The organism is Cytobacillus firmus (genome assembly GCF_023715565.1).
GTDB classification, from domain to species: domain Bacteria; phylum Bacillota; class Bacilli; order Bacillales; family Cytobacillaceae; genus Cytobacillus; species Cytobacillus firmus_C.
The window spans coordinates 1-14,738 of record NZ_JAMBOJ010000017.1 but is presented as its reverse complement, the minus strand read 5'-3'; the positions used below and the strand labels follow the sequence as shown (position 1 = coordinate 14,738).

16 protein-coding genes are annotated in these 14,738 nt (G+C 39.4%); 11 read left to right on the top strand and 5 right to left on the bottom strand.

What is annotated here, in order from left to right; genetic code table 11:
• The first annotated feature begins 29 nt into the window (after positions 1-29).
• Complete coding sequence (locus M3205_RS08730) at positions 30-1,724, top strand: M3 family oligoendopeptidase (protein ID WP_251169533.1); 1,695 nt, start codon at positions 30-32, stop codon at positions 1,722-1,724.
• Positions 1,725-1,770: 46 nt separating this feature from the next.
• Here M3205_RS08730 and M3205_RS08725 read toward each other — a convergent pair whose 3' ends face one another.
• Positions 1,771-3,924: an ATP-dependent Clp protease ATP-binding subunit gene (locus M3205_RS08725; RefSeq protein ID WP_251169532.1), complete on the bottom strand. Its 2,154-nt coding sequence runs from the start codon at positions 3,922-3,924 to the stop codon at positions 1,771-1,773.
• A 197-nt stretch (positions 3,925-4,121) separates the two neighbouring features.
• On the opposite strand from M3205_RS08725, the gene M3205_RS08720 reads away from it, so the two are divergent.
• A complete protein-coding gene (locus M3205_RS08720; RefSeq protein ID WP_251169531.1) occupies positions 4,122-5,186 on the top strand; it encodes a YkvI family membrane protein in 1,065 nt (354 codons plus the stop codon).
• A 38-nt stretch (positions 5,187-5,224) separates the two neighbouring features.
• On the opposite strand, the gene M3205_RS08715 is transcribed toward M3205_RS08720, so the two are convergent.
• On the bottom strand, positions 5,225-5,908 hold the full coding sequence (locus M3205_RS08715) for a hypothetical protein (protein ID WP_251169592.1): 684 nt from the start codon (positions 5,906-5,908) through the stop codon (positions 5,225-5,227).
• 193 nt (positions 5,909-6,101) lie between these two features.
• A complete protein-coding gene (locus M3205_RS08710) occupies positions 6,102-6,713 on the bottom strand; it encodes a CPBP family intramembrane glutamic endopeptidase (RefSeq protein WP_251169530.1) in 612 nt (203 codons plus the stop codon).
• 151 nt (positions 6,714-6,864) lie between these two features.
• Between M3205_RS08710 and M3205_RS08705 the strand changes: the two genes are divergently transcribed.
• Positions 6,865-6,975: a DUF6254 family protein gene (locus M3205_RS08705; RefSeq protein WP_019381647.1), complete on the top strand. Its 111-nt coding sequence runs from the start codon at positions 6,865-6,867 to the stop codon at positions 6,973-6,975.
• A 204-nt stretch (positions 6,976-7,179) separates the two neighbouring features.
• On the opposite strand, the gene M3205_RS08700 is transcribed toward M3205_RS08705, so the two are convergent.
• Positions 7,180-7,368: a YkvS family protein gene (locus tag M3205_RS08700; RefSeq protein ID WP_009331029.1), complete on the bottom strand. Its 189-nt coding sequence runs from the start codon at positions 7,366-7,368 to the stop codon at positions 7,180-7,182.
• Between the two features lie 274 nt (positions 7,369-7,642).
• Here M3205_RS08700 and M3205_RS08695 point away from each other — a divergent pair, with 274 nt between their 5' ends.
• The 8 genes from M3205_RS08695 (at position 7,643) to M3205_RS08660 (ending at position 14,491) form a co-directional block, all read left to right on the top strand.
• Complete coding sequence (locus M3205_RS08695; protein ID WP_251169529.1) at positions 7,643-7,837, top strand: hypothetical protein; 195 nt, start codon at positions 7,643-7,645, stop codon at positions 7,835-7,837.
• A 437-nt stretch (positions 7,838-8,274) separates the two neighbouring features.
• Positions 8,275-9,018, top strand: a complete 744-nt coding sequence (locus M3205_RS08690) for an SDR family NAD(P)-dependent oxidoreductase (protein ID WP_251169528.1) — start codon at positions 8,275-8,277, stop codon at positions 9,016-9,018.
• A 494-nt stretch (positions 9,019-9,512) separates the two neighbouring features.
• A complete protein-coding gene (locus M3205_RS08685) occupies positions 9,513-9,803 on the top strand; it encodes a hypothetical protein (protein WP_251169527.1) in 291 nt (96 codons plus the stop codon).
• A 443-nt stretch (positions 9,804-10,246) separates the two neighbouring features.
• Positions 10,247-10,513, top strand: a complete 267-nt coding sequence (locus M3205_RS08680; RefSeq protein WP_251169526.1) for a phosphocarrier protein HPr — start codon at positions 10,247-10,249, stop codon at positions 10,511-10,513.
• On the top strand, positions 10,513-12,228 hold the full coding sequence (ptsP, locus tag M3205_RS08675; protein ID WP_251169525.1) for a phosphoenolpyruvate--protein phosphotransferase: 1,716 nt from the start codon (positions 10,513-10,515) through the stop codon (positions 12,226-12,228). The genes M3205_RS08680 and ptsP overlap by 1 nt, the downstream gene beginning before the upstream one ends.
• A gap of 495 nt (positions 12,229-12,723) precedes the next feature.
• The gene (locus M3205_RS08670) at positions 12,724-13,185 is read left to right on the top strand and encodes a hypothetical protein (RefSeq protein ID WP_251169524.1); all 462 of its coding nucleotides are present in this window, start codon (positions 12,724-12,726) and stop codon (positions 13,183-13,185) included.
• Between the two features lie 173 nt (positions 13,186-13,358).
• Entirely contained in the window at positions 13,359-14,237 is an 879-nt protein-coding gene (locus M3205_RS08665) for an NAD(P)-dependent oxidoreductase (RefSeq protein WP_251169523.1), read from the top strand.
• 74 nt (positions 14,238-14,311) lie between these two features.
• Positions 14,312-14,491, top strand: a complete 180-nt coding sequence (locus tag M3205_RS08660) for a hypothetical protein (RefSeq protein ID WP_061793969.1) — start codon at positions 14,312-14,314, stop codon at positions 14,489-14,491.
• Between the two features lie 96 nt (positions 14,492-14,587).
• Here M3205_RS08660 and M3205_RS25905 read toward each other — a convergent pair.
• Positions 14,588-14,738 (bottom strand): IS3 family transposase (locus M3205_RS25905; protein WP_396105442.1); only part of this gene is annotated, 151 nt, incomplete at its 5' end.

Genomic DNA, 14,738 nt, shown 5'->3' with positions numbered 1-14,738 from the left:
GATATACATATACACGAGGGGGCAATAATATGAGATTTGAAGACTATACATATGTTCGTCCGAATCTTGAGAAAATAAAGGGGCAATTTGAAGCGGCGCTTGAGAAGTTCGAAGATGCAGCTTCTGCAGAACAGCAGAATCAGGCTATGAAAGAAATTAATGATATTCGCAATGATGTCGGTACCATGTTCAACCTTTGCTATATCCGGCATTCAGTTGATACGAATGATGAATTTTACAAAGCAGAGCAGGATTATATGGATGAGATACAGCCTGAAATAGAAGGGTTTATCACAAAGTATTATCAGGCTTTAGTGAATTCCAAGTTCAGAGCAGAGCTTGAAGAGCGCTGGGGGAATCAGCTGTTTGCACTTGCAGAGGCACAATTGAAGGTGTTCTCGCCGCAGATCGTTCCGCTTTTGCAAAAAGAAAATAAGCTTTCTTCAGAGTATACGAAATTAATTGCTTCTGCCAAGATTGAGTTTGAAGGTGAAGAACGTACACTAGCCCAATTGGAGCCATTTACCGAATCCACAGATCGTGAAATGCGCAAAAAAGCAAGTGAGGCCCGCTTTGGATTCATGGCTGAAAATGAAAATGAACTGGACCGTATTTATGATGAGCTTGTCAGGGTTAGAACAGAAATCGCCCAAAAGCTTGGATACAAAAATTTCGTTGAACTGGCGTACTTCCGCATGTACCGGACAGATTATAACGCGGAAATGGTCAAAAATTTCCGTAAGCAGGTGAAGGAGTTCATCGTTCCAATCGCTACAAGGCTAAAGGAAAGGCAAAGAGAGCGCATTGGCGTCGATAAGCTCAAATTTTATGATGAGGGATTTGAATTTAAAACGGGTAATGCCGTACCAAAAGGAGATCCTGATTGGATTATTGAAAACGGTCAAAAAATGTATAATGAGTTATCCGGTGAAACGAGCGAATTTTTCTCATACATGAGAGAAAATAATCTTATGGACCTGGTAGCCAAAAAGGGAAAAGCAGGGGGCGGCTATTGCACTTACATTGAAAACTATAAATCCCCATTCATTTTCTCTAATTTTAATGGAACTTCAGGAGATATTGATGTTCTTACCCATGAAGCTGGACATGCATTTCAGGTCTTTTCAAGCAGTCATTTTGAAATACCTGAATATAACTGGCCAACCTATGAAGCTGCTGAAATTCATTCAATGAGCATGGAGTTTTTTACATGGCCCTGGATGGAAGGGTTCTTTAAAGAGGATACGGAGAAATATAAGTTTTCACACTTGAGCGGTGGACTTCTTTTCCTGCCGTATGGCGTATCAGTTGATGAATTCCAGCATTGGGTGTATGAAAATCCGGAAGCAACACCGCAGGAAAGAAAACAGGCCTGGAGAGAGATTGAGAAGAAATACTTGCCGCACAAAGATTATGACGGCAATCAGTATTTAGATAACGGTGGATTCTGGCAGAGGCAGGGACATATCTACAATTCTCCATTTTATTATATTGATTATACATTGGCCCAAATCTGTGCATTCCAGTTTTGGAAAAGATTCAGGGAGAATCAGGAAGAGGCTTGGAAGGATTATTTAAAACTATGCCAGCTTGGCGGGAGTAAGCCTTTCACTGAACTTGTCACAGAAGCTGGATTGATTTCTCCTTTTGAAGAGGGATGTGTTGAGTCAGTTATCGGGGAAATTGAGAATTGGCTAAATTCAGTGAATGATAAAGATTTATAAAAAAGCAGAGCCGGAGATTTTATAACTCCGGCTCTTTTTCATCCTATTAGCGCATTGGTTTAATGACAATTAAGTTGTTTTCCAGCTCAGCCTGTAAATGGCTGTTGCCACCATTATCGATGATGAAATCTGCAATTTTGTCTTCCAGCTCATCCTGGATGATTCTTCTTAATGGCCTTGCGCCAAAAGTAGGGTGGTATCCAACTTCTGCTAATTTTTCCTTAACCTCTTGGCTAATAGTTAATTCAAGTTCCTGATCTTTTAAGGTTTCCTGCAACTCATTGAGCATTAAGTTAACAATTTTTAGCAAATGCTCTTTTTCCAGTGCTTTAAATTCAATAATGCTATCAAATCGGTTCAAAAATTCCGGCTTAAAGAAGCTGCCAAGAGAGTCCAGAATATTGGAATCTTTGACGGCATCTGCTGCACCAAATCCAACATGGACTTCTTTTTGCCCAACTCCTGCGTTGCTTGTCATAATAATGACTGTATCCTTAAAGCTGACAGTGCGTCCCTGACTATCTGTCAGGCGTCCATCTTCCAGTATTTGAAGGAACATGTGCTGTACATCTGGATGTGCTTTCTCTATCTCATCAAGCAAAATAATGCTGTAAGGATTTCTGCGCACTTTCTCGGTCAGCTGCCCTGCTTCTTCATGACCTACATATCCAGGAGGAGAGCCGATAATTTTAGACACACTGTGCTTTTCCATATACTCACTCATATCAAGCCTGATCATACTGTCTTTTGAGCCGAACAACTCCTCCGCAAGTGTTTTGGTTAATTCAGTCTTCCCGACACCTGTTGGTCCGACAAATAGGAAAGATCCAATTGGGCGGTGCTTGGATTTAAGTCCTGCACGGCTTCTGCGGATAGCTTTTGCCACTTTTTGAACGGCTTCCCGTTGTCCAATTACTTTTTGTGCAAGATTTCTCTCTAGGTTTTGCATTTTTTTCTGCTCATTTTCAGCTAATTTGCCTACAGGAATCCCTGTTTTCTTCTCAATAATCTCCTGAATAAGGCTAGTTTCAATAACTGGCCTTTCAGCCTTATTTTCTCCGTTTAATGCCTGCTGGAGTTTTAGTTCCTCTTCACGAAGTTTTGCAGCTTCTTCATAATTCTCTTCTTTTAAGACAATTTCTTTCTGCCTGCTGATTTCTTTCAGCTGGTTTTCAATATCTGCTGCCGGTAAATATCCTGACTGAAGGTTCATTTTCGAACCTGCTTCATCCATTAGATCAATAGCTTTGTCAGGAAGGAACCTATCCTGAATATAGCGGCTAGACAGCTCCACACACGATCTTATGGCATCTTCTGTAAAAGAAACATCATGATAGTCTTCATATTTTTGTTTCAGCCCAATTAAGATGTCAACTGCTTCATCAGCAGTCGGCTCATTTACTTGTACGGGCTGGAATCTGCGCTCGAGAGCCGGATCCTTTTCAATCTGGCGGTATTCTTTCAATGTGGTGGCTCCGACTACTTGCAGCTCACCCCGTGCAAGAGCAGGTTTTAGTACATTGCCGGCATCCATCGATCCTTCAGCTGATCCTGCTCCGACAAGCAAATGGATTTCATCAATAAAAAGAATAATATTCTTCCGGGTTTGAAGCTCTGAGATCAACTGCTTCATGCGTTCTTCGAATTGGCCGCGAATGCCTGTATTTGCAACCAGGGATGCCACGTCAAGCAGATAGACTTCTTTATTTTGAAGTTTCTTTGGTGCCCGCCCCTCGGCAATATTAACCGCCAGCCCTTCGGCAATAGCTGTTTTACCCACTCCAGGTTCTCCTATTAAGACAGGATTATTTTTACTTCTTCTATTTAATATTTCTGTCACCCGGTTTATTTCTTCGTCCCGGCCGATGACCGGGTCAATTAAACCAGCTTTTGCAAGCTGTGTAAGATTTCGTCCGAATTGATCGATAAATCCGCCGTTGCGCTGATTCTGGCCAGGCACTTCTTTTTGAGGAGGGAAGTTTTCATTTCCTTGAGAAGATGACATCTTTTTAAGGAAATCCTCTAAAGGCATTTGGCCAAATCCTGAAAATCCGCTCAAATCAGGCCCAAAGGAAGTAAGGCTTTTTTGCTTTTCAGTTTGATAACAGCTTTGGCAAAGGTTAAGGCTTCGTTCATTTCCATTAACTTTTAATCTTAATTTCACGTTTGCTTCTTTTAATTGACATTTTTGACAAAGCATTTTGCATACCTCCATTAATAGATTTGGTCTGACTTTGACTATATTTGACCTTATGTATTCAGTATAATTTGACCTTATTTGACTTTCAAGTAGTTTGTTTTGGTATTTTTACCCTTTTTGAAGTTTGTCTTTAAAAGCAAAAAGCTCGTCTTTGTTTGTACCAGCCTACATATATTGGAAAGGAAGGAGGAGATTGAGTGAAGACGAATTGGGGGGCAGCTTTCCAGATCGCTGCCGTATATGTGGGAACCGTGGTAGGCGCGGGCTTTGCCACTGGCAGGGAGATTGTAGAGTTTTTTTCCCGATTTGGTTTTATCGGTTTAATTGGGATACTGATGAGCGGTTATATCTTTATTTTTCTCGGATCAAAGTTAATGAGAATCTCTGCAAAGATAAAAGCAGCATCCTACCAGGAATTAAATGAATACCTATTTGGAAAATTTTTTGGTTCTGCCATTAATTTACTAATGCTGTTTATGCTCCTTGGCGTATGCGCAGTGATGCTATCAGGTGCAGGGGCTGTGTTTGAGGAACAGATTGGCATCAGCAAGACTGCAGGTTTGCTCATAACGATAGTGTTAACGATTATTACAATGATAGTGGGCATTCGGGGATTATTTGCTGTTAATACATTTGTGGTTCCAATGATGATAGTATTTAGTTTTATCTTATTGTTTATAAGCATGAAACTTCCTAATTTTGAAGAACAGGTTCTGTTTATCCCATATGCTGAAGATGGATGGAAAGCGGTTGTGGCTCCGTTTTCTTATACAGCCCTGAATTTAACATTGGCGCAGGCAGTCCTGGTGCCTGTGGCTTCTGAAATAAATGATGAACGGACAATTAAATGGGGAGGATATCTTGGGGGAGCCGCATTGACTCTTATTCTTCTTTCCAGCCATTTAACACTGATGATGCTGCCTAATCTGGAAGTGTATGATATCCCGATGGCCGCCATTGTAAAGACATTGGCACCGTCGTTCTATTGGATTTTTGTGTTTGTCATTTATGGGGAGATCTTCACATCTGTTATTGGGAATGTGTTTGGTATTGAGAGACAGGTGAGAAAGCACTTTTCCATACCAAGTATTATTATTGTAGGCTTTATCTTTGTCGTTTGTTACTTTATCAGTTTAATCAATTATGGGACATTGCTATCATACTTATATCCGGTCTTTGGATATGTAAGTCTAACTTTTATTATTCTTCTGTGGATGAAGCCGTTTGATGATGGAAGTAAGGGGAAAAAAAATGAAAAATGAAAAGAGATCCTTTTTACATGGATCTCTTTCGATTCATATTATTCTTGCGGCTTCTCAGTCATAATGGTTTTCGCCATCTGCAGGAAAGCATCTTCATGGTCAGCATCTTCTTTATTGAAAAGGGTGAGCTTCAAAGAAAGGTCATCATTTTTCACAAGATAGGCAGAAACCTTCTCACCGTTTCCTTCGGTTTTCATCACAGAAGCATTTTTGTAAAAGTCATCTGAAGGAGCTTTGGATGTTTGTACGTTTTCGCTGACAGCTTCAAGCTGTGCTTTAGTGTTTTCTTCGATCATTTCCCAATCTGCATCTTTCGGAAGGAGTTCAATCCGCATGAATATCTGATCATTTTCCGAGAGGTACAAAACATCCTTATTTGGTTCCTCGGCCGTTAACTCATACTCCGGCAAAACATACATTGAATAACTTTGATTATCACTATGCTTCAGGAAGGCTGTGTCTTCCTTCGCTTCACCCTCAACTGAATATGTCATATTCTGCTCAAGGATTCTTATTACACTATTTCCTTCACCGTCTGTGCCATCTTCTGATGATTCTTCCTCTTCATTTTGCTCTTGTCCATCCTGTCCTTCCGAACCTGTTTCTTCTTCATTTGGCCCAGTTCCTGCTCCATTGTCAGGATCACCCTGAGCTGTTCCGCACCCTGCCAGGATAGCAGCAATAACTCCCAAAATTAACATAAATTTCGACAAAGTTTTCATCACGTTTCATCCTCCCGTTGTGTGTCAGCGCCTTTGCAAAATTAGACGTATTTGAAAATAAAGAGTTACATATAAATTCCTATTTATTTGTACATTACCATTTATGTAAAACATCGACAAGACTCGACGAAAATTTAAAAAAGACAATCCGCTAAGAATTGTCTGATCATCACTGCAGTTAATAGAAGTACATCTAATTAAAGGGGAGCAGAACGAATAATAACAAGTCAAAAATCAGATGGGAGACGATTACTAAGGGAATGCTTCTTTTCCAGGCATATAGCCATCCCCAGAAGAGACCTGCGATTAATGCTGCAAAAGCGAGCATCCAGTATCCTGAATAAAAATGGACAGAAGTATAGAGGAGAGAAGATAAAATGATGCTTACCTTAACAGTCGTATGTTTCATTAATCTTTTTTGAACGAACCCTCTCCAAAACACCTCTTCTCCAGGAACTATTATTAATATAAGCACAATATAGTGCCAAATAAACGAAGGTGAAAACCGGCCGTATAATTGTTCAACCTGTTTAACTAAGGGGAGGCTGAGCATATCAAATAAACTGTATCCCATCCAAAACAGTCCGTATAGAAGAAAGCCTGAAAGAGTTCCATAGGTAATGAAAGTCCCAAAAGAAGCCTTGTCTTCCACTTCTTCCATTATGATGGAATAACTGATTAGCAGCAGTAAAGAAGCAGAAAAGATATACCAGAAAATTGATTTATCTTGAAATGTAAAATACATAAGCAGATGTGCGAGTACCAGCCCGCCAACAAAACGGACATCTGCAGCAATATTTTTCAATTAATTTAACTCCTTTCAAACAAAAAAATAACCAAACACTATTCTAACAAAAAACAAACATAAAAAGTAAGGAAAAGATTTCTTTGGTAACGCTAAGATAAAATAGTGCAGAAATGCGAATCATAAGCCCATATGAAGGGAGGTATGTAAAATGACGAAATCAAAAAGAGAAAAAGAGCGTGCATGGACAGTAAGAAAGCAGGATCAACATCCTCATGGGAAAGTGAAATCCTTAAAAGAGCTGTCAGGGGAGAAAGAATAAAGTGAAGCTTCAATCAGCGGGGCTCTTACTGACCCGTTAGACATCGATAAAGTTCCGGCCTCCTAAGCAGGAGGCCATAACTGGAGAGTAAATAATGTGGAGACGCAAATGGGTGGTGGTTTGGATCAGACAAAGAGCAAAAACAAAAAGCAGCAATAAGAGCTGCTTTTTGGGCGAAAGAATACGCTTTCATTTTTTGTTCTTTTATACTGCTGATTCTCTGACAACCTTATAATTTTTATGATTGACAACTGTTCTCTGATCTAATTCGAGATCACGGTAGTTATCCATGTACGTTAAATCTACAATAACTGAATTCTCATTTACTTTTTCTACAATGCCCTGTAGTCCGTCACGAAACTCAATAATATTGCCAACCTCTGCTTTCTTCAAAAAGCATCTCTCCTTTTGTCCATTTCTTTTGCTGGTAGTAACAGTTTGCACTATATTTTGAAATGCGTAAAGAATTTTGCAATTCGGTGTTGCCAAGGTAAAATATTACATTCTTAAGGTTGGTAATATTATACCAGATAAAATTCTTTTGCACATTAAAAATATTTAATATTCAGAAAAAATATCGATATGCAAATATACTATTAGATGCTTCAAAATTGGCAGCACTTTATTTATGATAAAGAAAGAATGTAATAAAAGGGAGTTCTGGATAATGAATCATGAACAAATTCAAGAAGTGCTTGAACAATTAAAAAATGGAACCATTTCTGAATATCATGTGTCAAAAGAAGATTTTCTTCATTTTCGCAGTGTCATCGTAAAAAGGGAGGATTTTAAGCATTTTCGCGGAATCGCACAGAGAGGCGGACATGTTATATATCATTATTTAGATTCACCCAGAAGCTGAAAAAAGCTATGAAGCTGCAAATAAATAGCAATAGCAAAGACACTTGATCATATCAGGTGTCTTTGCTATTGCTATGCAGTGTAATTGAATGGCTCTTTTCGTATAAATTGTTGTTTTTCGCTTATCAATGTTGTCCGTTGATTGCAGTGAGAGGATGCTCAGCGAACCACAGGGCGGGCGGTGAGCCTCCTCGACGCTACGCGTCTGTGGGGTCTCACCTGTCCCGCTACTCCCGTAGGACGTTGAATAAGCTACCTTGAGTAAACACCGCACGAAGAGAATGCGAATGCATTTTCGAGGATCTCGCACCTTCCACTACAATCAACTCAGTAAATATAATATAAATAGCAACAAACTTTGCGAAAACAGCCAATTGAATAGAAGGCAAAGAAAACTGGGTATAAAAGCAATAGAAAATTTCGAAGGGATGTGCAAATATGAACGATTTTAAAGGAAAAACAGTCATTGTTACGGGTGCAGCCAGCGGAATAGGCAAGAGTATTGCCCAGTCATTCGCAAAGAAAGAGGCCAATATTGTTATCGCAGACATTGATGAATTGAATGGGAAACAGCTAGAACAACATATGAATCAAACGGGCATGAATAGCCTGTTCATTAAAACAGATGTTAAGAAAGAAACTGAAATAAAGGAACTAATCACAAAATCATTTGAGGCATTTGGTGCTATTGATATCCTGATAAATAATGCAGGCATATCCAAGTTTCATTCGTTCTTTGATTTAAGTGTGGAAATGTGGGAGGAAGTAATCAATACGAATCTTCGAAGTGTATTCCTGTGCAGCAGGGAGGCTGCCAAATTGATGAAACAAGGTTCCTGTATTATCAACCTTTCATCAACAAGAGCGGTAATGTCAGAAAGCGGGACAGAAGCATACTCAGCTTCAAAAGGTGGTATTGCGGCCATTACCCACGCGATGGCCAGTACCCTCGCTGAAAAGGGGATCAGGGTCAATTGCATAAGCCCCAGGTGGATTGAAACAGGCGATTATGAAAGTCTCAGAGAGGTTGACCATAAACAGCATTTTTCCGGCAGAGTCGGAAAACCTGACGATATTGCTAGGACCTGTCTATTTTTAGCCCATGCGGATAATGACTTTATAACAGGTGAAAATATTACAGTGGATGGAGGCATGACAAGGAAAATGATTTACGAAGAATGATTAACATTTATTGTAAAAAAACTATGATGATGGTGAAAAAGTTAGGGTAGGGAACAAGTCCTCTGTCTGGTAACAAAAAATAATACTTTTCTTCCCGGTACTGCTGTTTGAGCCGCTATTACGGCTGCCGGTATTTAAATTTTCGTTTGGAACATACTGAAAAACGTAAAGGTACAATAGCCACTTTAACGCATGGATTTTTAAATCTGTGCGTTTTTATGTTTAGGCTGTTTTCGCAACGTTTGTGATTAAGGGGATAAGCTAGAGGGTATACGGAAAATGGAAAAAGAGCCGCATATGACAACAGATTTGCTATTCACCATTAGAGAATTAAGAGTTAACAATGGCCTTTTATCTTATGAGAACTTTTTTAATCAGGATGGCCCAAATTTCCCCAAAAGGTAAATGCTAGTGTTTTATTGCAGAGTTTACGGCATTACAGTTTTCTGGCCCGCATATAATTGAAAAATTAATCAAAAAGGCGGGATAAACAGATGAACCTTGATAAAGAAAAAGCATACAGAGTAAAAAGCTTATCTCAGGATATCCTTGAGCACCTAATGGAAGACAATACATCTTATCGTCATGATGACTTGAAATATGTAATAGAAATGTTGGCCCGATCAGTCTCAGATCTTGTTACACTCTATACGGATCGGGAAGGTGATCATGAAACCGCTCTAAAGGGGACCATTTCAAAAATGAGAATAGGCTACAACATACTTCAATACAAAGAAACATCCAAACTGGTTAGAAAACAAGATAAGTATCATGAAATGCCATAGATTTAAAGGAACGATATAACTCAAATGATAAGTAGAAATCCTTGGCAAATGTAAGCGTTTTACCGAAAAAAATGTGAACAAACGTTAAAAATTGAGGGTTTTTCATTGTCTAAATGAATGTGAAATGCTATTCTTTTGTCTGAGATGTAAGTTGTCCGAAGACTTAATTACAGCCCGGTAATATTACCTGATTCTATGGAAGTGTCCGACAAGCAGAGGAGTTTCGAAAAGAAGTGATTGCACTATTTCTCTGCCTTTTTGGACAACTATATACATGAATAATACGGCATTGGAAAAAATAAAACAGCATATAGGACGGAATATAACGGTTTCATCCTGCTGCTGGTTTTGCTAAAAAAATCCAGTTCCCGTTATTAAGTTCGTGAGGCAACGCCTTGCACATCTTAATTCATATTCAATAATACGAAGGAGATTGATCCCTTATGGTACAAAAACAATTTAAAGTAACTGCAGAAACAGGAATTCACGCTCGTCCAGCTACAATGCTTGTACAAGCTGCAAGCAAATTTGATTCAGAAATTCACCTTGAATATAAAGAAAAGAAAGTTAACCTGAAATCAATCATGGGCGTTATGTCTTTAGGTGTTGGACAAGGTGCCGATATTACAATTTTTGCTGAAGGCAGTGATGAACAGGATGCTCTTAACAGCCTTGAAGAAACATTGAAAAAAGAAGGATTGGCTGAATAATGAGCTTTTTAAATGGTATTGCGGCGTCAAGCGGTATTGCTATTGCAAAGGCTTACCGTTTGGTTGAGCCGGATCTCTCTTTTGATAAAGTGACAGTCGAAAATGCTGAACAGGAAGTGGAACGCTTTCAATCAGCCTTAGCTGAATCTAAAGGTGAATTGGAAGTTATTCGCGATAATGCCCATAAAGAGCTGGGTGCAGATAAAGCAGCTATTTTTGATGCTCATCTTCTAGTATTGAGTGATCCGGAATTAATCTCGCCAATTGAAGATAAAATCAAAACAGAAAATGTAAATGCTGAATCTGCTTTAAAAGACACTGCGGATATGTTCATTACTATGTTTGAACAAATGGACAATGAATACATGAAAGAGCGTGCAGCGGATATCCGTGACGTAACGAAACGTGTACTTTCACATTTGCTCGGAGTACAAGTAGTGAATCCTAGCATGATTGCAGAAGAAGTTATCATCATCGCTGAAGACTTGACACCATCCGATACTGCTCAGCTAAATCGCCAGTTCGTTAAAGGATTTACAACTGACATTGGCGGAAGAACATCTCACTCGGCCATTATGGCCCGTTCCATGGAAATTCCAGCAGTAGTTGGAACAAAGGATTCTACAAAGCAAATTAATAATGGCGACATGGTTATCGTGGATGGATTAAAAGGTTTGGTACATATTAATCCGACCCCGGAGGCTATCGCTGAATACAAAGAAGAGCACCGGAAATTCGAGGAGCAAAAAGCTGAGTGGGCCAAGCTTGTCAATGAGAAATCAGTGACAGCTGATGGCCATCATGTTGAATTGGCTGCCAATATTGGGACTCCTAAAGACTTGAAGGGTGTAGTTGAAAATGGCGGAGAAGGCGTTGGCCTTTACCGTACGGAATTTCTATATATGGGAAGAGATCAGCTTCCAACAGAAGATGAGCAGTTTGAATCATACAAAGCTGTACTCGAAGGAATGAGCGGAAAATCGGTTGTAGTCCGTACACTGGATATCGGCGGGGATAAGGAGCTTCCTTATCTTAATCTTCCAAAGGAAATGAACCCATTCCTAGGCTTCCGTGCTATTCGCCTATGTCTGGAAGAACAGGATATGTTCAGGACGCAATTGAGGGCTTTATTAAGAGCAAGTTCCTATGGAAACCTGAAAATCATGTTCCCTATGATTGCAACTCTTGATGAATTCCGTCAGGGTAAAGCAATCCTTGAAGAAGAAAAACAGAAGCTAGTTAGCGAGGGCATACAAGTTGCCGATAACATTGAAATTGGAATTATGGTTGAAATTCCTTCAACTGCTGTTATGGCTGAGCAATTCGCTAAGGAAGTCGATTTCTTCAGTGTAGGAACAAATGATTTAATCCAGTACACTATGGCTGCAGACCGCATGAATGAGCGTGTTTCTTATCTTTACCAGCCGTATAATCCTGCGATTCTGCGTTTAGTTAAAATGGTAATTGACGCAGCGCATAAAGAAGGAAAATGGGCTGGCATGTGCGGTGAAATGGCCGGGGACGAAACGGCAATTCCGTTGCTGCTGGGATTAGGTCTTGACGAGTTCTCGATGAGCGCTACTTCAATACTTAAAGCCCGTTCTCAAATCAGCCGTCTGAACAAAAAAGACATGGAAGCCCTGGCTGAAAAAGCTCTTCATATGAATACAGCTGAAGAAGTAGTCCAAGCTGTAAAAGACACTGCTAAACTGTAATCAAAATGTAACATTCTATAAGTTTTAAATATAATCACCCGGGTAAATTAGAAGTAAGCACTTAGGTCAGACTTAATTAAGCTGATCATTCTCATTTTCCCCCCTTTTTAAACCGGCCTTTAAAGGCCGGTTTATTTTTTTCTTTATGGTTCTCAGTCTTAAGGATGACAGAAATCACATCTTATGGTTGTTATCCAAAATCAGAAACTCTCCTATAATTAACCTACAATAACAAAAGGAGAGATGGAACATGGTTACCATAATAATCAGCTTTCTCTTTCATGATCGATATAGGTGCATTAAAGAAAGACAGCAGAACGACTTATATGAGAAACAAAGTGCATTTTTAAGCCGCGTTTTACACTGAAGAAGCCTAATAACGGCTTCTTTCATTTATGCTCATTTCTGTTATTTCCAGGATTTCTAATTAAGTTATACAATTGGGGTTTATTGGCAGTCAGTAATGGAAAAGTTAATGAAAAGGAGGAATTCTTAATGAAGAAAAGATTCATTAACCTGATGTTCGCCGTACTATTGGCATTGCTACTGTCAGGCTGCATGCAGGGTACACAGGATTCAATCGTCAATAGTCATGCTGAGGCCCTGCTGACTAAAAACAATGAGCTTCAGTTCCGGTTTAAAATTAATGATAAAATTCTTTCGGAGGAAGAATTATACAAAGTAAAGGTTTCCATACATAATGAAAAACTGGCTGCTGCCCTGGGGACTGATGAGTTTATTTATGGGGAGGATACTATTATTGATGGGGAATATATAGAAGTCAATAATGAAAAGGGGAACTATATTTTTATGAATCCCATTCCTCTTACACAGGATCTGCACGTTTTCGATATAGAAAAAATGATTGTGAATGAAGATGCAGTTTCCGTCGAAATAATAAATGAGGATGAAGTAGTAGCGAGAGCATTCTTAAACAACTTTTCCTCTCAGCTTTAAAGAGTGTTTTATATTATTCTGATTTGGGTATTATAAATTACTCGCATAAAATTGGGGATGGACCAGGTATTTACCTGGTCTTTTGTCGTTTGGAGATCCTAATATTTTTATTCATACAAAAGTAATGGTAGAATTAATATAAAAAATTCAGAAATTTCAAAGGAGAGGGTACCATGATTTCACCTGAAAACACAGTTATCGGGTTTGTAGGAACAGGGGTTATGGGCAAGAGCATGGCGGGACACTTGTTGAAAGCCGGCTATCCATTAGTAGTGTATACAAGAACAAAAGAGAAAGCTTTTGAACTGATAGAGCATGGCGCAGAGTGGGCTGAAACACCTTCAGCAGTTGCAAAGAAAGCAGATGTTATTATTACCATTGTTGGTTATCCCGCAGATGTTGAGGAAGTGTATCTCGGGGAAAAAGGCATTATCACAAATGGCAGAAGCAATACATATGTAATTGACATGACCACTTCGACTCCAACATTGGCTAAAAGAATATATGAAGAGGCAGGCAAGTTAGGCATACATGCATTAGACGCGCCGGTTTCCGGAGGAGATGTAGGTGCAAGAGATGCCCGTCTTTCAATTATGGCAGGAGGAGACAGGGAGGCATTTCTGGCCGTAGAACCGATCCTCAATCTTCTCGGAACAAATATCGTTTATCAAGGAAAAGCAGGATCCGGACAGCATACGAAAATGTGTAATCAAATTGCGATTGCATCAAATATGATCGGGGTATGTGAAGCAGTCGTTTATGCAGAAAAAGCAGGTTTGGACCCGAAAACAGTTCTTCAAAGCATATCATCTGGTGCAGCGGGCAGCTGGTCCTTATCTAATCTGGCACCCAGAATGATTGAGGGAAACTTTGAACCGGGCTTTTACATTAAACATTTTATTAAGGACATGAATATTGCTTTAGATGAAGCAGAAGCAATGGGCATGATGACACCAGGGCTCTCCCTAGCAAAGAAAATGTATGCTGAGCTCGCTGAAAAGGGAGAAGAAAACAGCGGTACACAGGCATTATATAAATATTGGGAAGATTAATAAGTCTCTTTTTATGAATAAACCCTCTTTTTTCACTTCAAACTAATAATGAAAGTGAAAAGGGGGTTAGACAGGTGGCAAAAAGAAACAAGAAAAATGATCCGCAGCAGAAGAATAAAAAAGGCTTCGATTCTGCTGTCATTGATTCAGAATTCTCTCATGAATTTGGAAGTGCTGATACAAATAAAATACACAAGGATAAAGCCAAAAAGGAAAAAGCACCAAAAAATAACGGGAAATATAAAGGTCAGTAAAAAAAAGGCAGGCTGGAGCTTGCCTTTTTTAAATAAAAAAGCGCCAGTCCCTGAAATTTGAACTGTGCCCCGATTTACGGACAGTTTAAAAAGCGCCTATGCGGCTAGTAAATGGCCCCAGTATTGCACCGGGGTCATTTTATTTAAGCCCCATTGATAACGATGCTGGTTATATTCCTCGATCACTCGATCCACTTCTTTTCTAACATCTCCTAAATTATCTAATGATTTATACTCTGCTAAATCC

What these genes read in the sequence shown, in the direction of transcription:
- M3205_RS08730 (WP_251169533.1), top strand. Translation starts at nt 30, where the DNA reads ATGAGATTTGAAGACTATACATATGTTCGTCCGAATCTTGAGAAAATA.
- M3205_RS08725 (WP_251169532.1), bottom strand. Translation starts at nt 3,924, where the DNA reads ATGCTTTGTCAAAAATGTCAATTAAAAGAAGCAAACGTGAAATTAAGA.
- M3205_RS08715 (WP_251169592.1), bottom strand. Translation starts at nt 5,908, where the DNA reads ATGAAAACTTTGTCGAAATTTATGTTAATTTTGGGAGTTATTGCTGCT.
- M3205_RS08705 (WP_019381647.1), top strand. Translation starts at nt 6,865, where the DNA reads ATGACGAAATCAAAAAGAGAAAAAGAGCGTGCATGGACAGTAAGAAAG.
- M3205_RS08695 (WP_251169529.1), top strand. Translation starts at nt 7,643, where the DNA reads ATGAATCATGAACAAATTCAAGAAGTGCTTGAACAATTAAAAAATGGA.
- M3205_RS08690 (WP_251169528.1), top strand. Translation starts at nt 8,275, where the DNA reads ATGAACGATTTTAAAGGAAAAACAGTCATTGTTACGGGTGCAGCCAGC.
- M3205_RS08685 (WP_251169527.1), top strand. Translation starts at nt 9,513, where the DNA reads ATGAACCTTGATAAAGAAAAAGCATACAGAGTAAAAAGCTTATCTCAG.
- M3205_RS08680 (WP_251169526.1), top strand. Translation starts at nt 10,247, where the DNA reads ATGGTACAAAAACAATTTAAAGTAACTGCAGAAACAGGAATTCACGCT.
- ptsP (WP_251169525.1), top strand. Translation starts at nt 10,513, where the DNA reads ATGAGCTTTTTAAATGGTATTGCGGCGTCAAGCGGTATTGCTATTGCA.
- M3205_RS08670 (WP_251169524.1), top strand. Translation starts at nt 12,724, where the DNA reads ATGAAGAAAAGATTCATTAACCTGATGTTCGCCGTACTATTGGCATTG.
- M3205_RS08665 (WP_251169523.1), top strand. Translation starts at nt 13,359, where the DNA reads ATGATTTCACCTGAAAACACAGTTATCGGGTTTGTAGGAACAGGGGTT.